Genomic DNA, 17,842 nt, shown 5'->3' with positions numbered 1-17,842 from the left:
GGCCGCACCTGCCGCCGGGCGGGCCGCCTCGGCCGCTCGCGACCCGTACACCACCGCCCGCCGTCCCGCCGTCCCCGTCGCGCACGCCAGCACGCCCCCCACGGCGCCGGCGGCGGCGCCCCACGCGGCGCCCAGGGCCAGCGCCATCGGGACGTTGCCGGACAGCTCCAGGCCCGCCCCGAACACGTCGAAGCCCAGCACCGACAGGCTCGCGTCCACTTTCACACGGGTCGCCAGCACCAGCAGCGGCAGGGCCACGGCGGTCGCCACCCCCAGGGCCACGGCGCAGCGCGCGGCGAACGCCGTCACCCCCAGGCCGTCCCGCGGCGTACGGACCGCGGTGAGCACGCCGACGCACAGCATCATCAGCGCGCAGGCCACGGCCAGCAGCCACACCAGCGCGTCGAGCTCCGCGAGCCGTCCCAGCGTGACCGGCTCGTCGGCCCGCGCGCTGAGCAGCTCGTCCAGCGGGGAGGGCAGCACCTTGGTGAGCGCGCCGCTGGCCGTGCCGTGCCAGGAGACGAACAGCCCCAGGGGCACCGCGAGGAACACCCCGTTCGGCGCTCCGAGCAGCGCCGCCCCGAGGACGCGCTTCGGCGCGTCGTCGCCGGTGGCCGCGTACGCCGCGGCGGCCAGGCCCGCCCCCACCGCGAGGACCAGCACCGCGCAGAGCGCCGCGACGGCGGGCCGCACCCCGCGGTGCAGGACCTGCCAGGCGCGGGGGAGCGGCGCGCGCCGCGCGCCCAGGACCGCGATCAGCAGCACGCCCAGCACCCAGACCGTGCCGCCGAGCAGCGAGGGCCCGGTCCGGATGCTGAAGCCGACGGCAGCCTTGGCGTTCACGAGGCCGGTGAGCCGGTCGGGCAGCCCGCCCGCGATGTCCCCGACGTCTCCGATTCCCGGGATCTCCAGCTTGGGGCCGCCTCCGCCCCCGCCGCCCCCGAGGCCCAGGCCGCTCCCGTCGAAGGTGACCGAGTCCTCCCCGGCCCAGGCGAGGCCGGCGAGCAGGAAGAGAAACAGGATGACCACGGAGGCGGCCCGTGCGGCGAGCTCCCCGGCACCGATCGTGACACCGGCCCTGCGCAACGATCGTGCAAAGATCATTCCCAGCAGGAGGGCCCCGGCGAGGCTCACTCCCAGTGGCGCGATATCGATGGCGGTGTGCGCCCCGGCGCCCTTCAGCCCGAATGCTTCAATATCGCCCGAAGGCATGAGGGATCCCCCTACGGCCAGGACGACGGCCGCCGCCGTCATCGGCCCCAGCGCGCCCGCGGCATCCGCGCCCAGCAGGTGCAGCCCCAGCGCGGCGATCCCGGCCATGGCCAGAAAAGACCAGCTCACAGCCGCAATAGAAGTCAGCAGCAGCTCCGCCGGACGCACCCCGCGCCCGCCCCCGTCCATGGTCATCACGGCCCCCCGTGCCGGTCTGCAACCTGGCTATTGCCCGGATGCGCATGATCCGTACGTATCCATGGCGGTAACCACTCTCAGGGTGTGTTTCGGCGGCGTCAACGGCGCCTGTTACACGGTCGCGGCAATCCCCGACTTTCGGTCCGGGGACTGTGCCTGAAATAGTTCCTCCCGATGTTCGCCATCCCTAGACTCCCCTTGCAGGGGGCTCATCGGGGGACAAGTAGTGGGGCATGGAGTGCCGGAACTCGTACTGGAATTGAATGGACAGACCTGGACGCTCGATCCGTCCAGGTCCTACACCCTCGGGCGGGATCCGCAGGGTGACATGGTGCTGCAGGACGCTCGCGTCTCGTGGCGGCACGCCACCGTACGGTGGGAGGGCCGCAGTTGGGTCATCGAGGACCACGGCAGCACCAACGGCACGTACGTGCAGGGTCAGCGGATCCATCACACGGAGATCGGCCCCGGCTCGACGGTGCACCTGGGCAACGCGACGGACGGCCCGCGGCTGAGCCTGACCGCGGGCGCCGCCGGCGCCGGGGCCGGAGCCCCCGCCGCGGACCTGTACAGCGCGCAGACGGCCATGGCCGCGCCGCTGCAGCACCAGGCCCCGCCGCAGCAGGCGCCGCACCAGCCGCAGCACCAGCAGCCGGGCGGCTGGCAGCAGCCGGGGCAGTACCAGCCCCAGCAGCCGCAGCAGGGCGGCTGGCAGCAGCAGCCCCAGCAGGCCTACGTCCCCCAGCAGCCGGGCCCGGGCGGCCACCAGCCCCCGCCGCACGGCGGCGCGCCCTCGCAGGGCGGCGCCCCGCCCGTCTACGGTGACCGCAGCCCGACGAGCTTCCACCAGATGGCCGTCGGCCGCGGCACGATGCGCATCGGTCGTGCCCTGGAGAACGACCTCGTCGTCTCCGACCTCCAGGTCTCCCGGCACCACGCCGAGTTCCGCGCCACCGGCGACGGCCGGTTCGAGATCGTCGACCTCGGCAGCCACAACGGCACCTACGTCAACGGTCAGCCGGTCCGCCAGCAGGTCATCGGCCCCCAGGACATCGTCGGCGTCGGTCACTCCACCTTCCGCCTGGTCGGCGACCGCCTGGAGGAGTTCGTCGACACCGGCGACGTCTCCTTCTCCGCGCGCCACCTCACGGTCACCGTGGACGGCGGCAAGCAGATCCTCAAGGACGTCTCCTTCGGCGTCCCGGAGAAGTCCCTCATCGCCGTCATCGGCCCCTCGGGCTCCGGCAAGTCCACCCTGCTCAAGGCGCTCACCGGCTACCGGCCCGCCAACCAGGGCGACGTCCTCTACGACAACCGGAATCTGTACAAGCAGTTCGCTGAGCTGCGCCAGCGCATCGGTCTGGTCCCGCAGGACGACATCCTGCACAAGGAGCTCACCGTCCGGAAGGCGCTGCGCTACGCCGCCAAGCTCCGCTTCCCCGGCGACACCGCGGCCTCCGAGCGCGAGGCCCGCATCGACGAGGTGCTGCGCGAGCTCAAGCTCGACATCCACAAGGACAAGAAGGTCACCGCCCTCTCCGGCGGCCAGCGCAAGCGCGTCTCGGTCGCCCTGGAGCTGCTGACCAAGCCTTCGCTGATCTTCCTGGACGAGCCCACCTCCGGCCTCGACCCGGGCATGGACCGCGACGTCATGCAGCTGCTCCGCGGCCTCGCCGACGACGGCCGCACCGTCCTCGTGGTCACGCACTCCGTCGCCGAGCTGGCGCTCTGCGACAAGCTGCTCGTCATGGCCCCCGGCGGCTCCGTCGCCTACTTCGGCCCGCCCGAGGAAGCCCTCAACTTCTTCGGCTACGAGACCTGGGCGGACGTCTTCTCGGCCTTCGAGAACTACCGCGACTACGACTGGTCGGGCCGCTGGCGCGGCTCGCAGCACTACCAGATGTACGCGGCCGACATCGACGCCGTCGCCCCGCAGTCCGTACACGTCCAGCCGCAGATGGTGCGCCCGCCCAAGGCCCAGAGCTGGGGCTCCCAGCTGTGGACGCTGATGCGCCGCTACGCCTCCGTCATCGCCTCGGACCGCGGCTTCATGGCGCTGATGCTGATCCTCCCGGCCGTCCTCGGCGGCGTGAGCACCGTGATCCCGTCCGACTTCGGGCTCGGACCCGCGTCCAAGGGCCACTTCAACCAGGACGCCGGCACGATCATGCTGATCCTCGCGGTCGGCATGTGCTTCTCCGGAGCCGCCAACTCCGTCCGTGAGCTGATCAAGGAACGGGTCATCTATGAACGGGAACGGGCCGTCGGCCTCTCCCGCTCCGCCTACCTGATGTCCAAGGTGGTCGTCCTCGGCCTGATCACCGCGGTGCAGGCCGTCCTCATCTGCGCCATCGGCTTCTCGACCCGCAAGCTGCCGGAGCACGGCCTGATCGTCAAGGCGGCGCCCGCCGTCGAGCTCTGCCTGGTGATCATCGCCCTCGGCTTCACCTGCATGATGATCGGCCTCGTCATCTCCGCACTGGTGAAGACCGCCGAGAAGACCATGCCGCTGCTGGTGATGTTCGCGATCGTCCAGGTCGTCTTCACCGGCATCCTCTTCAAGGTCTTCGACTCGCCCGGCGTCGAGCAGGTCGCCTGGCTGATGCCGGCCCGCTGGGCCATCGCCGGCGCCGGCACCACGCTGGACCTCTCGCACGTGATGGCTCCGTTCGACAAGAGCCGGCCGCCGAAGCTCGACCCGCTCTGGGAGCACACCGCCACCCAGTGGGGCATCGACATCGTGGCCCTCATCGTCATCGGCGTCGCCTGCGGATTCGCAGTCGCACGTTTGCTGCGCCGTCATGAGCCGGAGGTCATGCGCAAGTAGTCGCGCGCCTCGTCCCGTACGCGCCGAAGGGCGGCACCCGCGTGGGGTGCCGCCCTTCGGCGTTGCTGTCCGCGACCGCTTTTGCAGGCGGATTTAGTAGGCGGAGTTCACGTTGTCCATCGAGCCGTACACCTTGGCCGCGTAGTTGCAGGCGGCGGTGATGTTGGCGACCGGGTCGTAGATGTTCCAGGACGTGCCCGCGACGTGGTACGCCTTGAAGGTCGGGTCGATCACCTGGAGCAGGCCCTTGGAGGGGATGCCGGCGGCGGCGTTCGAGTCCCAGTTGTTGATGGCGTTCGGGTTGCCCGTCGACTCCCGCATGATGTTGCGGTAGATGCCGTTGTAGGAGCCCGGGATGCCCTTGGCCTTCATGATGTCCAGGGCTTCCTTGATCCAGCCGTCGAGGTTGTTGGCGTAGACCTTGGGGGCCGGGGCGGCCTGGACGACCGGCTTGCGCTCGGCGGACCGGCTGGCGGCCTCCTTGTCGGCGCGCTCCTTGTCGGCCTTCGCCTTGGCGGCGGCCTCGTCGTCCGCCTTCTTCTTGGCCTCGGCCTGGGCCTTCGCCTGCTTGGCGGCGTTGTCGGCCTGCTTGCCGATCTGCTCCTGCTGGTCCTGGGTGCCGAAGGCCTCCGTGCTCCAGGCGACGGGCTTCACGGCTATGGACTGCTTCGGGGAGTCGTCGGAGCCCGGGATCGCGGCGACGGCGAGGGCGGCGACGGCCGCGGCGGAGACGCCGGCGGCGGTGAACTTCTGGACCTTGGACAGGCGGCTATAGCCAGAGATGGGGGAGCGCATGTTTGTGCTGAACCTCTTCTGATCGCTTCAAGTCGCAGTGGCCCGGATCGGCGCGGAAAGCGCCGCGTCTCGATCGACGGCGCCGTGCAACGGGAGAATTCTTAGCGGCCGCAAAAAGGTGTGGCAAAGGAGTGACGTACTAACCGGCGTCGTAGCCGAGGGCCCTGCGGGCAGGCTCCGCAGGAAGGTCAAAAGGGCCCCTGCCACCCGCTTATGCCGGATTTATCTCTCCACTAGGCACGGTCGTAGGTGACGTGCGTCCTATGCGCGGCGTCACACCGGGCGGGCGCTCCCGTCGCCCGGTGCGACCGACTCCGCACACAGCGTGCCGCCGGGGTCAGACCTCCACGAGCACCTGATCCAGGCTCTTGCGCACCAGGTCCGGCACCTCGCAGTCGGGCGCCGGATACCCCACCGGGATCACCGCGAACGCCTTCTCGTTCACCGGCCGCCCCAGCACCTCCGCCAGGAACCGCATCGGGCTCGGCGTGTGCACCAGCGCCGCCAGCCCCGACAGGTGCAGGGCGGACAGCAGCATCCCCACCGCGATGCCGACCGACTCGTCCACGTAGTAGTGCTTGCGCTTCTCCCCGCCCTCACCCAGCCAGTACCGCTGCTGGAAGACCACGATCAGCGCGGGCGCGTCCGTCAAGTGCGGCTTGACCTCGTCCGTGCCCAGCGGCCGCAGCGCCGCGAGCCACTCCTCGCCCAGCCGGCCCGCGTACGACACCTGCTCCTCTTCCTCCGCGGCCGCACGGATGCGCCGCCGCACCCCGTCGTCCTTCACCAGGACGAAGGTCCACGGCTGCTGGTGCGCCCCGGAGGGCGCGGTGGCCGCGCACGCGATCGCGTCCCGCACCACCTGCTCCGGCACCGGGTCCGGCGAGAACTGCCGCACGGTCCGGCGCCGCCCCATCCGCTCGCGCAGCTCCGCGGCCCGGACGAGGGACTCGGCGGCGGGCATGCGCTCGGGCCGGTAGGGCACGGGCCGGTACGGATCGCCGTGGGTGGGCGTCCACTCGGTTGGTATAGACATGAGGGGTACATGCCCACTGCCGGGTCGCGGCCAATCGCGGGCGCGCCCCGACCACCGGCCTAGGGCTTGCGGACCAGCCGCGGCCGTCGGCGGCCCGATCCGCCAGGCCGGGGCCCTCGGTACCGTGATCCCATGACCACCGGCCCCCGCTCCGGCCTCACCGCAGTGAGCACCGCACTCCTCGCCATGAGCAGACACCTGCAGGTGCACGACGTCCTCAAGACGATCGTCGTCTCCGCCCGGGAACTGCTGGACGCCCGGTACGCGGCCCTCGGCGTCCCCGACGACCACGGCGGGTTCGCCCAGTTCGTCGTCGACGGCGTCAGCGACGAGCAGTGGAAGGCCATCGGCCCCCTGCCCCGCCAGCACGGCGTCCTCGCCGCGATGATCCAGCAGGCCACCCCCGAGCGCCTCGCCGACGTCCGCGCGGACCCCCGGTTCGGCGGCTGGCCGGCCACCCACCCCAACATGCGCGACTTCATCGGCATGCCGGTCGCCGACGGCGACGAGGTCCTCGGCGCCCTCTTCCTCGCCAACAAGAAGCGGCCCGACCGCGTCGACGAGCCCCCCTGCGGCCTCGAGGAGGCCGCACCCGCCTGCGGCTTCACCGCGGAGGACGAGGAACTGCTGAGCGTGCTGGCCCAGCACGCGGCGATCGCCCTCACCAACGCCCGCCTCTACGAGCGCAGCCGCGAGCTGACCATCGCCGAGGAGCGCGCCCGCCTCTCCCACGAGCTGCACGACGCCGTGGCCCAGAAGCTCTTCTCGCTGCGCCTGACCGCCCAGGCCGCCGCCGCGCTCATCGACCGCGACCCGGGCCGCGCCAAGGAGGAGCTCCACGAGGCCGCCAGACTCGCCGCGGAGGCCACCGACGAGCTCCGCGCCGCGGTCGTCGAGCTGCGGCCCGCAGGGCTGGACGAGGACGGCCTCGTCGCCACGCTGCGCACCCAGGTCCAGGTCCTCGACCGCGCCCACACGGCCAAGGTCACCTTCGCCTCGCACGGCATACGGGCCCTGCCCGCCTCCCAGGAGGAGGCGCTCCTGCGCGTCGCCCAGGAGGCCCTGCACAACGCCCTGCGCCACTCCGGGGCGGGCCTCGTCCAGGTCACCCTCACCCGGGTGGGGCAGGGCGCGGCGCTGTGCGTGGCCGACGACGGCTGCGGCTTCGAGCCCGAGGCCGTCCGCAAGGCCGGGCGCCACCTGGGGCTCGTGTCGATGCGGGACCGCGCGAGCGGTGTCGGCGGCAGTCTGACCGTTACCTCGGAGCCCGGCCTGGGCACCGCGATCGAGATGGAGGTCCCCGGTGGCTGAGGACGTGATCCGTGTGGTGCTGGTGGACGACCACCAGGTGGTCCGCAGGGGTCTGCGCACCTTCCTGGAGGTCCAGGACGACATCGAGGTCGTGGGGGAGGCGGCGGACGGCTCCGAGGGCGTCGAGCGCGCCGAGGAGCTGCGCCCGGACGTCGTCCTCATGGACGTGAAGATGCCCGGCATGGACGGCATCGAGGCGCTGCGCCGGCTGCGGGAGCTGGAGAACCCCGCGCGGGTGCTGATCGTCACCAGCTTCACCGAGCAGCGCACGGTCGTCCCGGCCCTGCGCGCGGGCGCGGCGGGCTACGTCTACAAGGACGTGGACCCCGACGCCCTGGCGGGTGCGATCCGCTCCGTGCACGCCGGGCACGTGCTGCTGCAGCCCGAGGTGGCGGGGGCGCTGCTGTCGCAGGACGAGCCCGGTGGCGGCGGCCAGGGGCGGGGCAACGCGCTGACCGAGCGGGAGCGGGAGGTGCTGGCGCTGATCGCCGACGGCCGGTCCAACCGCGAGATCGCGCGGGCGCTGGTGCTCTCGGAGAAGACCGTCAAGACCCACGTGTCGAACATTCTGATGAAGCTGGATCTCGCCGATCGCACGCAGGCGGCGCTGTGGGCCGTCCGACATGGGATCGGAGCCTGATCCGGAAGGCGCACGGCAAAACGGAACGTCGCATTCTGATCAGAGATTCATACGACCGTGTGGCTGTCGCTCCGGCCCCGCAACCCGAATGGCCGCAGCCCGTTCTCCATGGCGTACCGCGGCGGCTGGCCGTGGCAACGCCCTAGGAAGGTCATAAGAAGAGTGAAGAACATGAAGAAGGCCGCAGTCCTCACCATCGCCGCCGGCGGTCTCGCCATCGCCGGTGCGGGTGCTGCTTCCGCGCACGAGGCGGACGGCAAGGCGATCAACAACCCGGGCGTCGTCTCCGGCAACGTCGTTCAGGTCCCCGTTCACGTCCCCGTGAACGTCTGCGGCAACACCATCAACGTGGTCGGCGTGCTCAACCCGGCCGCCGGCAACCTCTGCATCAACAAGTAAGGCCGGCACTTCCCCCCTGCCCGGCGTGCTTCGCGTAGCCGGGCAGGAGCGGACGGGCAATCGTCCGAACGAGGGCAACACCGCCGATGGCCGTGCCGTCGGCGGTGCGCTGGCGTTCATCACTACGCGACCCCGCGGCTGGGGCCGCTGAGAACGTCAGCAGAAGGAAGACCCTCCATGAACAGTGCCAAGAAAGCAGCCCTCGCTCTGGCGGTCACAGGGCTCGCCGTCGGTTCCACCGCGGCCGTCGCGTCCGCGCACGACCACGGTGGTCGTTCGGTGCATGAGCACCGCCACCACCCCGGAGGCGCCATCGCCAGTGGTGTCGCCAAGGGCTCGCCGGGCGTCGTCTCCGGCAACGTCATCCAGGTGCCGATCCAGATCCCGCTGAACGTCTGCGGCAACAGCATCGACATCATCGGCCTGCTCAACCCCACCTTCGGGAACACCTGCGTCAACGCCGCTCCCGGCTGGGACGAGTTCCATGTCCGCGAGAGCCACCACCACGGCCACGGCCACTGGGGCGGCCACGACAAGCACGGCCACGACGAGGGGCACTGGGGCGGCCACGGCGATCACGACGACGACGATCACTGACCGTACCGGCGCACCGGGAAGGCCCCGCGGACCTCAGGGACCGCGGGGCCTTCCCGTGCGACCGCCGCCGCTCACCGCCTCAGTGCCGCCTGCGGGCCCGCTCCTCGACGATCGCGTTGTATGCGGCCACCTGGGCCCGCCGCGCCGTCCGCTCCACCGGCCGCAGCGCCTGCGCCCGCGCCGCTATCTCCGACGCGCTCACCGCGGCCCCGTGCTCCCGGCCGCCGCCGTCCCCCGGCTCGTGCGCGATCGCGATCAGCGCCCCCACGCGCTGCGCCAGCTCCAGCACCCGCACCGCCCGCGGCGGATACCCCGGTGCCAGCACCCGGCGCCCGCTCTCGGCCCGCGCCCGGTACGCCTCCAGTGCTGCCTGCGCCACCGGCCCCGACCCCGCCACGTCCAGCCGGGTGAGCACCTCCGTGGCCTCCCGCAGCGCCTCCGCGAGCTCCCGCTCGGCCTCCCCGAGCGAGGGCACGTCCGCCGGCGGCGCGTCCCGTACGGGCAGGCAGTGCCAGACGACCTCGACGTGCAGGTCGCCCTCCGGTCCGGCCTCGTACACCTCCGGTACGAGCCCCAGCGCGGCCCCCGTGGCGACGACGGCCTCCCCGGCCTCCAGGGCGCGGGCGTTGAACTCCGGCGGGCCGCTGAGGCCCAGCGGGTGCCCGGGCGCCGGCAGCGCGAGGCGCAGCCCCGTGGCCCCGAGGGCCCGCAGCCGGCCGAGCGCGAGCGTCAGGCCGACGGGCCCGGATTCACCGGGAAGGCCCACCACGCGGTGGACCGCGTCATCTCCGGTGATGTGGTGCGCGGCGTCATCAGGTGCGGCAAACCCCGCAATAAGGGCATTTCCCCACGCGGTGAGCCGTCCTGAGCGATGTTCATCGAGCATGGCCACCAGCCTAAGGACTGGCGCCCCCGGCGGGTGGCGTAGGTTTTCCCTGGGGGCTGCGCTTACCGGCGCCGCGACGACGAGACTGCAATGGGAGACAACGCGCTCATGAGCGAAGTGCTGGAACTGGTGGACGTATCCGTGGTCCGCGAGGGCCGGGCTCTGGTGGACCAGGTCTCCTGGTCGGTCAAGGAGGGGGAGCGCTGGGTCATCCTCGGCCCCAACGGCGCCGGCAAGACCACCCTCCTGAATGTCGCCTCCAGCTACCTCTTCCCGACCACGGGCACGGTCAAGGTCCTGGGCGAGAAGCTCGGCGCCGTGGACGTCTTCGAGCTGCGCCCGCGCATCGGCGTGGCGGGCATCGCCCTGGCGGACAAGCTGCCGCGCAGCCAGACCGTCCTGGAGACCGTCCTCACCGCCGCCTACGGCATGACGGCCACGTGGCAGGAGAACTACGAGGAGGTCGACGAGCAGCGCGCCCGCGCCTTCCTCGACGTCCTCGGCATGACGGAGCTGCTGGACCGCAAGTTCGGCACCCTCTCGGAGGGCGAGCGCAAGCGCACCCTCATCGCCCGCGCGATGATGACCGACCCCGAGCTGCTGCTGCTCGACGAGCCCGCCGCGGGCCTCGACCTCGGCGGCCGCGAGGACCTGGTCCGCCGCCTCGGCCGGCTCGCCCGCGACCCGCTCGCCCCCTCGATGATCATGGTGACGCACCACGTCGAGGAGATCCCCGCGGGCTTCACCCACGTCCTGATGATCCGCCAGGGCAAGGTGCTCGCGGCCGGCCCCGTCGAGCTGGAGCTCACCTCCCGCAACCTCTCGCACTGCTTCGGCCTCCCGCTGGTCGTCGAGCGCAGGGGCGACCGCTGGACGGCCCAGGGCCTGCCGCTCTCCTGACGCCGCGCCCGGGCGGGCGCCCCGCGCGGGCGCCCTGTCCCGGGGCGGCCACCGCGCCTACCATGACCTTGTGGACACATGGGTGTGGTGGCTGGTGGCCGCCGTCGGACTGGGCATCCCGCTGGTCGTGACCGCGATGCCCGAGTTCGGCATGCTCGCGGCCGGCGCCGTCGCCGCCGCCGTGACCAATGCGCTCGGCGCGGGCACCGTGGCACAGTTCATCGTCTTCGCGGCCGTCTCGGTCGCCCTCATCGCCGTCGTCCGCACGGTCGCCGTGCGGCAGCGCGCCCAGCGGCCCGTCCTGGCCAGCGGAGTGGAGGCGCTCAAGGGCCGGCAGGCCGTCGTCCTCGAACGGGTGGACGGCAGTGGCGGCCGCATCAAGCTCGCGGGGGAGACCTGGTCGGCCCGCGCCCTCGACGCGGGCCGCGTCTTCGAGGCCGGCGAGCAGGTCGACGTCGTCGAGATCGAGGGCGCGACGGCCGTTGTCATGTGACGCGCGATCCGAAGCGGTTCCCCCGAAGTGCCGTCAACGCCTGCACGGCGGTACCGCGTTCTGAAAGACTCGAACTGGATCAGTCCGGTCCACCCGATCAACGACCAGAGGCACGGGGAGCCCCGATGGAACCGATCATCATCGTCCTGATCATCTTGGTGGTGCTCGTCTTCATCGCCCTCATGAAGACGGTGCAGGTCATCCCGCAGGCCAGCGCCGCCATCGTGGAGCGCTTCGGCCGCTACACCCGCACCCTCAACGCCGGCCTGAACATCGTCGTCCCTTTCATCGACTCCATCCGCAACCGCATCGACCTCCGCGAGCAGGTCGTGCCGTTCCCCCCGCAGCCGGTGATCACCCAGGACAACCTGGTCGTCAACATCGACACCGTCATCTACTACCAGGTGACCGACGCCCGCGCCGCCACGTACGAGGTCTCCAGCTTCATCCAGGCCATCGAGCAGCTCACCGTCACCACCCTCCGCAACATCATCGGCGGCATGGACCTGGAGCGGACCCTGACCTCCCGCGAGGAGATCAACGCCGCCCTGCGCGGCGTCCTCGACGAGGCCACCGGCAAGTGGGGCATCCGCGTCAACCGCGTCGAGCTCAAGGCCATCGAGCCCCCGACCTCCATCCAGGACTCGATGGAGAAGCAGATGCGCGCCGACCGTGACAAGCGCGCCGCGATCCTCACCGCCGAGGGCATCCGCCAGTCGCAGATCCTCACCGCCGAGGGCGAGAAGCAGTCCGCGATCCTGCGCGCCGAGGGCGAGGCCCGGGCCGCCGCGCTGCGCGCCGAGGGCGAGGCCCAGGCCATCCGCACGGTCTTCGAGTCCATCCACGCCGGCGACGCCGACGAGAAGCTGCTCGCCTATCAGTACCTCCAGATGCTCCCGAAGATCGCCGAAGGCGACGCCAACAAGCTCTGGATCGTGCCCAGCGAGATCGGCGACGCCCTCAAGGGCCTCAGCGGTGCCGTCGGCAGCCTCAACCCCACGGGCGGCGCGCCCAAGATGCGCAAGGACTCCCCGCGCCGCGAGCAGCCGGGCATCGACTGACACCCCGTCCGGGGCCCGCGGCCCTCCTCGACCGGCGACCGCTCTCTCCTGCATGATCAGCGAGGCCCCCCGACCTGCCACAGGCGGGGAGGCGACAAACGGATCATGAAGGAGATGGCCTTGTCCATCTGGGAAGCACTCGCGGTCTTCGCCGCCGGCATCGGCGCGGGCACCATCAACACCATCGTCGGCTCCGGCACCCTCTTCACCTTTCCGGTGCTCCTCGCCATCGGCCTGCCGCCGGTGACCGCCAACGTCTCCAACACCATCGGCCTGGTCACCGGCAACATCAGCGGCGCCATCGGCTACCGGCGCGAACTCCGCGGCCAGGGCGCCCGGGCCGTCCGCCTCGGCGCCACCGCCCTCGCCGGCGGCCTCGCCGGAGCCGTCCTGCTGCTCGCCCTGCCGTCCAAGGCGTTCGACGCGATCGTGCCCGCCCTCATCGGCATCGCCCTCGTCCTCGTCGTCCTCCAGCCCCGGCTCGCCAAGGCGCTCGCCCGCCGCCGCGAACGCAACGGCACCGAAGCGACCGCCCACCCCGACGGCGGCCCCGCCCTCCTCGTGGGCCTCCTGCTCGCCAGCGCCTACGGCGGCTACTTCGGCGCCGCCCAGGGCGTGCTCTACCTCTCCCTGATGGGCCTGCTGCTCCGCGAGGACCTCCAGCGCATCAACGCCCTCAAGAACATCCTGGCCGTCGTCGTCAACGGCGTCGCCGCCCTGTTCTTCATCTTCGCCGCCCACGTCAACTGGACCGCCGCCCTCCTCATCGCCGCCGGCTCCACCCTCGGCGGCCAGATAGGAGCCAAGGTCGGCCGCCGCCTGTCACCCACGGCGCTGCGCGGCGTCATCGTCGTGGTGGGCGTCGTCGCCATCGTGCAGATGGTGCTGCGCTAGGACGCGGCGCCGCGGCGGACGGGGGCGCCGTACGCCCCCGCCGCCAGCAGCAGCGACTCCGCCGGAGTGGGCTCGAAGGGAAGGTTCAGCAGCGGCATCCCGGCCTGCTCCGGCGTCCGGTCCGCTTTACGGTGGTTGTCCTCCGCACACGCGGCGACCGTATTCAGCCAGCTGTCCTCGCCGCCACGGGACCGCGGCACGACGTGGTCCACCGTCGTGGCCCGCCGCCCGCAGTACGCGCACCGGTGCCCGTCCCGCACCAGCACGCCCCGCCGCGACCAGGGCGCCCGTCTTCGGAACGGCACCCTCACGTACCGGCAGAGCCTGATCACCTGCGGCGCGGGCACCTCCACCGCGGGACCCCGCACCCGGCGCCCCGGGCGGGCCTGCTCGACCACGGCCTTGCCCTGCAGCACGAGCACCACCGCCCGCCGCAGCGACACCGTCGCCAGCGGCTCGAAGCTCGCATTGAGGACCAACGTCTCCCGCATCCCGGCCACCTCCCGGCCCACCCCCGCCCCAGCGGCGAAGTGGCTCAACTGTGCCGGTGCCGTCGCGGGCCGGACAACGCAATTTCCTTGCGCGGAAAGGGAGTTGAGGGAGAGGGGAGGAAAACGGGCAGGAAGAGGACGGGGGGCAACGCTCCGGGCCCTTCCCCCGTGACGAACACGGGCCCGGAGCGTACGGCAGCGGACGCGGTCGCCCGGCACGCAGCCCGGCTCCGGCAGACCGCGGACGCAACTGCGCCCCGCCGCCCCCGCCACTGCGGTGTCCACTGCCCGACGGCCATGCGGGGCCGTCAGCCATGCACCACTGTGCGGTTCAAGGGCGGCGGGGCGCAACGGAATTTCGCGGCCACGCCGGGCCGTGCCGGGGCCATGCCGGCGGGGGGCCCGCGCGGGAACCTCAGCCCCCGGCCGGCACCTCGTACTCACCGATCAGCTGTGCCCGGCCCAGAGCGTGGAACCGCAGGTGGAAGCCCACCACGGCCGGCGACGCGTCCGCATCCGGGCCGAGCTTCTCCTGATCCACGGCGTACACCGTGAACACGTAGCGGTGCGGCCCGTCGCCCGCCGGCGGAGCGGCCCCGCCGAAGTCCCGCGTGCCGTAGTCGTTGCGCGCGTGCACCACGCCCGCCGGCAGCCCCTTCATGTCCCCGCTGCCCGCACCCGCCGGCAGCTCCGTCACCGAGGCCGGGATGTCGAACAGCACCCAGTGCCAGAACCCGCTCCCCGTCGGCGCGTCCGGGTCGTAACACGTCACCGCGAAGCTCTTCGTGCCCGCGGGGAAACCCTCCCAGCGCAGGTGCGGAGACGTGTTCCCACCGCTGTGGACCTGACCCCGGCCGAGCGTCCCACCATCCGTCAGATCGTCGCTCACCACCGTGAACGAGGGCACCGGCGGGTGGAAATCGTGGGGGAGCGGCCGTCGCTTCTGCTCGGACACCTCTGCGCCTCCTGTAACGCGCGGAATGCTGCGGATCACTGAAGACGCCAGCCTAACGAGCCCTCAGAGCCTCCGGCTGAGACCATACGAAGCGTGCTTCGACAGTTTGGCCCCATCGGACGACCCGCCGGCCGCGCCCTGCGCAACCTGACCGTCCTCCTCGCCGCCCTCCCCCTGCTCCTCCTGCCCGCCTGCTCCTCCTCCGACGGCACCAGCAAGAAGGGCGCGGGCGGCGGAGCCTCGACCGCCGCACCACCCGCGCCCTCCTGGGCGCACGGCATGAAGACCGTCCCGCGGGAGAAGCTGCCGGCCGAGGCCCGCAAGACCCTCGACCTCATCGACAAGGGCGGCCCCTTCCCGTACGACAAGGACGGCACCGTCTTCGGCAACTACGAGAACCGGCTGCCGAAGCAGGCCCGCGGCTACTACCACGAGTACACCGTCCCCACGCCCGGCTCCCGCAACCGGGGCGCCCGCCGCATCATCGCCGGCAGCCACGCCGAGCGCTACTACACCAGCGACCACTACGAAACCTTCGAAGCGGTGGTACAGCCATGACCGACCTGCTGCCCGCCCCCGGACTCACCGGACTCCTCCTCGGCACCACCCCGCCGGGCGTCTACCGGCTGCCCCCCGCCGACACCGCCCCCCGCGTCATGGCCCTCGCCGCCGAGGCCGACTGGCGGGGGGCCACCCTGCACCTGGGCGGGGTGACCACCAAGACCGCCTTCATGGACCGCTGCGCCACCGACCTCGACCTCCCCGACTGGTTCGGCCGCAACTGGGACGCCCTCGCCGACTGCCTCACCGACCTCTCGTGGTGGCGGGAGGAGGGCAAGGCGCGCGGCTTCCTGCTGCTCGCCGAGGAGTGGACCGCCTTCAGGAAGGCGACGCCGCGCGAGGCCCGGACGGCCGAGGCCGTCCTCACCGACGCCGTCGACTACTGGGCCGAGGCGGAGTCACCCCTGGCGGTGCTGCTGGGCTGACCGGCGCGGCGACCGGCCGGAGGTGACGGCTGCCGGCCGGAGGTGACCCGGGGCGGGGCGAGCCGGTTCGGGGGTGATCCCGTTCGGGGGTGGGTGACCGGTCAGAACCAGTTGCGCCGGCCGCCGACCTCCGCCAGCCACTGGTTGAGGTACGCCGCCCAGTCCGTCTGCCCGTACGCGTGCAGGTCGACCGTGAACGACCGGTACGTGTCACTGCCCTCGGTGAACAGCCCCGGCTTCTTGTCCATCTCCAGCACGACGTCCATCTCGCGGTCGTCCGCGACGAACGACAGCTCGACCTCGTTCAGCCCCCGGTACTGCGACGGGGCCCGGAACTCGATCTCCTGGTAGAAGGGCAGACGCTGACGCGTCCCGCGGATGTGGCCGCGCTCCAGGTCAGCGCTCTTGAACGCGAAGCCCAGCTGCCCGAAGGCGTCCAGGATCGCCTGCTGCGCCGGCAGCGGGTGCACGTTCACCGGATCGAGGTCACCGGAGTCGACGGCGCGCGCGATGGCCAGGTGCGTCGTCACCCCCACATTCATGCCCGTGAGGTGCCGCCCGAGGAAGGTGGTGACCGGCGTCTCCCACGGGACCTCCAGCCCGAACGGCACCGTGTGCACCGCCCCGGCCTGCACCTCGAACGCCCCGCCCAGCTGCACGCGCGTGAACTCGACGTCCTGCTTGTACTCGCTGTCGTCGCCCTCGACCTCGACACGGGCCTGCAGCCCGACGGACAACCCCTGGATCGCCTGGGCGACGGAGCCGCCCTGGATGCGCACCTCGCCCTGGACGATGCCGCCCGGGACGACGTTCTCCTCGAACAGCACCGTCTCCACCGAAGCGCCTCCGGCGCCCAGGCTCGCCAGCAGCTTCTTGAACCCCATGACCGCGACCTCTCCTCTATCCGTTCCGGTCCGTTACGCTCGATCGGCATGATCGCCGCGCCTGACCGTATGCCAGTCACCCGGGACTTCTTCGCTCGTCCCGTGCTCGAGGTCGCCCCCGAGCTGCTCGGCCGGACCCTCGTCCGCACGACTCCCGACGGACCGATCGAGGTCCGCATCACGGAGGTCGAGGCGTACGCGGGCGAGGCGGACCCCGGCTCGCACGCCTACCGCGGCCGGACCGAGCGCAATGCCTCGATGTTCGGACCGCCCGGGCACGCGTATGTCTACTTCATCTACGGCATGTGGTTCAGCCTCAACCTCGTCTGCGGGGAGGAGGGCACCGCGAGCGGTGTCCTCCTCAGGGCGGGCGAAGTGATCAGGGGCCAGGAGCTCGCCCGGGAGCGGCGCCCCAAGGCCCGCAAGGACCGCGAGCTGGCCCAGGGCCCGGCACGGCTGGCCACGGCACTGAGTGTCGACCGGGGTCTGAACGGCACGGACGTGTGCGCCGGCCCGGACGCCCCGCTGTCCGTCCTCACCGGCCACCCCGTGCACCAGGACCGCATCCGCAACGGCCCGCGCACCGGAGTGGGCGGCGAGGGCGCGACCCACCCATGGCGCTTCTGGGTGGACGGCGACCCGACGGTCAGCCCCTACCGCGCGCACGTCCCGCGGAACCGGGGAGCAGGGCGGGAAGGAGGACGGGGAGGAGCCGGCAAGACCGGCCGACAGGCCGGTGCTTGACTTCGGGATGAGGAAGACCTAACGTAGCCCGAGCCGCTTGAGACGGACGCGCTGTGTGCACGGACCGGTGGGCGGCACCACCACTACTACGAGGTCCCCCGGATCGGGGTCATATTTTGCTGTGCCGAAATATGACGTCGAACGGACTCGATCGGCTCGATTAGGAGCCGGACGGGAAAGCCGCTAAAGTAGTGAACACCCCGCCGACGGGGATCGGAAAACGAATTTCGAGCCGGAAACGGCAAGGAAAACGATCTGATAGAGTCGGAACACGAAATACCGAAGGGAAGCGCCCGGAGGAAAGCCCGAGAGGGTGAGTACGAAGGAAGCGTCCGTTCCTTGAGAACTCAACAGCGTGCCAAAAGTCAACGCCAGACTATAAAATACCCCGTCCTCAGCTTCGGCTGGGACGCGGTTCCTTTGAAAGTCCTGCCGGCCTTTAGGGGCTGACAGGCAACACACAGCGAGGACGCTGTGAACGACCGGGACTATTCCTCCTGGTTGTTCCGCTCAACGCGAGTGTTCACACCCGA

Annotated in this window: 19 protein-coding genes; 12 read left to right on the top strand and 7 right to left on the bottom strand. The window is 71.5% G+C overall.

Translation table 11 applies throughout. The annotated features are described in order from the left end of the window. Window positions 1-1,401, bottom strand: a 1,401-nt coding sequence (locus tag B7P34_RS30300; RefSeq protein ID WP_223268389.1) for a streptophobe family protein, incomplete at its 3' end; no start/stop codon positions are given. A gap of 235 nt (window positions 1,402-1,636) precedes the next feature. Here B7P34_RS30300 and B7P34_RS30295 point away from each other — a divergent pair. Beyond that, the gene (locus B7P34_RS30295) at window positions 1,637-4,237 is read left to right on the top strand and encodes an ABC transporter ATP-binding protein/permease (RefSeq protein WP_106681387.1); all 2,601 of its coding nucleotides are present in this window, start codon (window positions 1,637-1,639) and stop codon (window positions 4,235-4,237) included. Between the two features lie 93 nt (window positions 4,238-4,330). Here the strand turns inward: B7P34_RS30295 and B7P34_RS30290 are convergent, their stop codons facing one another. Together B7P34_RS30290 and B7P34_RS30285 are read right to left on the bottom strand one after the other, a co-directional pair. Continuing rightward, window positions 4,331-5,032, bottom strand: coding sequence for a transglycosylase SLT domain-containing protein (locus B7P34_RS30290; protein WP_106681386.1), 702 nt, complete (start codon window positions 5,030-5,032; stop codon window positions 4,331-4,333). Window positions 5,033-5,369: 337 nt separating this feature from the next. Next, entirely contained in the window at window positions 5,370-6,068 is a 699-nt protein-coding gene (locus B7P34_RS30285) for a nitroreductase family protein (RefSeq protein WP_189383175.1), read from the bottom strand. A gap of 132 nt (window positions 6,069-6,200) precedes the next feature. Between B7P34_RS30285 and B7P34_RS30280 the strand changes: the two genes are divergently transcribed. The 4 genes from B7P34_RS30280 to B7P34_RS30265 all read left to right on the top strand — a co-directional run bounded on the left by B7P34_RS30280 (window position 6,201) and on the right by B7P34_RS30265 (window position 9,015). Continuing rightward, window positions 6,201-7,379, top strand: a complete 1,179-nt coding sequence (locus tag B7P34_RS30280; protein WP_106681384.1) for a GAF domain-containing sensor histidine kinase — start codon at window positions 6,201-6,203, stop codon at window positions 7,377-7,379. 4 nt (window positions 7,380-7,383) lie between these two features. Then, entirely contained in the window at window positions 7,384-8,019 is a 636-nt protein-coding gene (locus B7P34_RS30275; protein WP_106681392.1) for a response regulator, read from the top strand. Between the two features lie 171 nt (window positions 8,020-8,190). Further along, window positions 8,191-8,418 (top strand): chaplin, encoded by a 228-nt coding sequence (locus B7P34_RS30270; RefSeq protein WP_223268386.1) that lies wholly within the window; start codon window positions 8,191-8,193, stop codon window positions 8,416-8,418. Window positions 8,419-8,595: 177 nt separating this feature from the next. After that, window positions 8,596-9,015: a chaplin gene (locus B7P34_RS30265; protein WP_106681382.1), complete on the top strand. Its 420-nt coding sequence runs from the start codon at window positions 8,596-8,598 to the stop codon at window positions 9,013-9,015. A gap of 79 nt (window positions 9,016-9,094) precedes the next feature. Here the strand turns inward: B7P34_RS30265 and B7P34_RS30260 are convergent, their stop codons facing one another. Further along, window positions 9,095-9,901, bottom strand: coding sequence for a hypothetical protein (locus tag B7P34_RS30260; RefSeq protein ID WP_106681381.1), 807 nt, complete (start codon window positions 9,899-9,901; stop codon window positions 9,095-9,097). A 108-nt stretch (window positions 9,902-10,009) separates the two neighbouring features. Here B7P34_RS30260 and B7P34_RS30255 point away from each other — a divergent pair, with 108 nt between their 5' ends. The 4 genes from B7P34_RS30255 (at window position 10,010) to B7P34_RS30240 (ending at window position 13,249) form a co-directional block, all read left to right on the top strand. Further along, window positions 10,010-10,801: an ABC transporter ATP-binding protein gene (locus tag B7P34_RS30255; RefSeq protein WP_106681391.1), complete on the top strand. Its 792-nt coding sequence runs from the start codon at window positions 10,010-10,012 to the stop codon at window positions 10,799-10,801. A gap of 70 nt (window positions 10,802-10,871) precedes the next feature. Then, window positions 10,872-11,294: an NfeD family protein gene (locus B7P34_RS30250; protein ID WP_223268385.1), complete on the top strand. Its 423-nt coding sequence runs from the start codon at window positions 10,872-10,874 to the stop codon at window positions 11,292-11,294. A gap of 125 nt (window positions 11,295-11,419) precedes the next feature. Then, the gene (locus tag B7P34_RS30245) at window positions 11,420-12,355 is read left to right on the top strand and encodes an SPFH domain-containing protein (protein ID WP_106681379.1); all 936 of its coding nucleotides are present in this window, start codon (window positions 11,420-11,422) and stop codon (window positions 12,353-12,355) included. A 120-nt stretch (window positions 12,356-12,475) separates the two neighbouring features. Then, on the top strand, window positions 12,476-13,249 hold the full coding sequence (locus tag B7P34_RS30240) for a sulfite exporter TauE/SafE family protein (protein WP_106681390.1): 774 nt from the start codon (window positions 12,476-12,478) through the stop codon (window positions 13,247-13,249). Here the strand turns inward: B7P34_RS30240 and B7P34_RS30235 are convergent. Further along, complete coding sequence (locus B7P34_RS30235) at window positions 13,246-13,740, bottom strand: HNH endonuclease (RefSeq protein WP_106681389.1); 495 nt, start codon at window positions 13,738-13,740, stop codon at window positions 13,246-13,248. The genes B7P34_RS30240 and B7P34_RS30235 overlap by 4 nt on opposite strands. 415 nt (window positions 13,741-14,155) lie before the next feature. Continuing rightward, window positions 14,156-14,695: a YbhB/YbcL family Raf kinase inhibitor-like protein gene (locus tag B7P34_RS30230; protein ID WP_106681378.1), complete on the bottom strand. Its 540-nt coding sequence runs from the start codon at window positions 14,693-14,695 to the stop codon at window positions 14,156-14,158. A gap of 93 nt (window positions 14,696-14,788) precedes the next feature. Here B7P34_RS30230 and B7P34_RS37775 point away from each other — a divergent pair, with 93 nt between their 5' ends. Together B7P34_RS37775 and B7P34_RS39515 are read left to right on the top strand one after the other, a co-directional pair. Continuing rightward, complete coding sequence (locus B7P34_RS37775) at window positions 14,789-15,253, top strand: ribonuclease domain-containing protein (RefSeq protein WP_223268384.1); 465 nt, start codon at window positions 14,789-14,791, stop codon at window positions 15,251-15,253. After that, window positions 15,250-15,681 (top strand): barstar family protein, encoded by a 432-nt coding sequence (locus tag B7P34_RS39515; RefSeq protein WP_106681377.1) that lies wholly within the window; start codon window positions 15,250-15,252, stop codon window positions 15,679-15,681. Before B7P34_RS37775 ends, B7P34_RS39515 begins: the two co-directional genes overlap by 4 nt. A 101-nt stretch (window positions 15,682-15,782) precedes the next feature. Here the strand turns inward: B7P34_RS39515 and B7P34_RS30215 are convergent, their stop codons facing one another. Further along, window positions 15,783-16,565, bottom strand: coding sequence for a sporulation protein (locus B7P34_RS30215; RefSeq protein WP_106681376.1), 783 nt, complete (start codon window positions 16,563-16,565; stop codon window positions 15,783-15,785). 48 nt (window positions 16,566-16,613) lie between these two features. Between B7P34_RS30215 and B7P34_RS30210 the strand changes: the two genes are divergently transcribed. Further along, on the top strand, window positions 16,614-17,309 hold the full coding sequence (locus tag B7P34_RS30210; RefSeq protein ID WP_106681375.1) for a DNA-3-methyladenine glycosylase: 696 nt from the start codon (window positions 16,614-16,616) through the stop codon (window positions 17,307-17,309). The last annotated feature ends 533 nt before the right edge of the window (window positions 17,310-17,842 follow it).

Origin of the sequence: Streptosporangium nondiastaticum (assembly GCF_003011965.1) — a bacterium.
GTDB lineage: Bacteria > Actinomycetota > Actinomycetes > Streptomycetales > Streptomycetaceae > Streptomyces > Streptomyces nondiastaticus.
The sequence above is the reverse complement of the archived record's forward strand: the minus strand, read 5'-3'. Positions and strand labels throughout refer to the sequence as shown.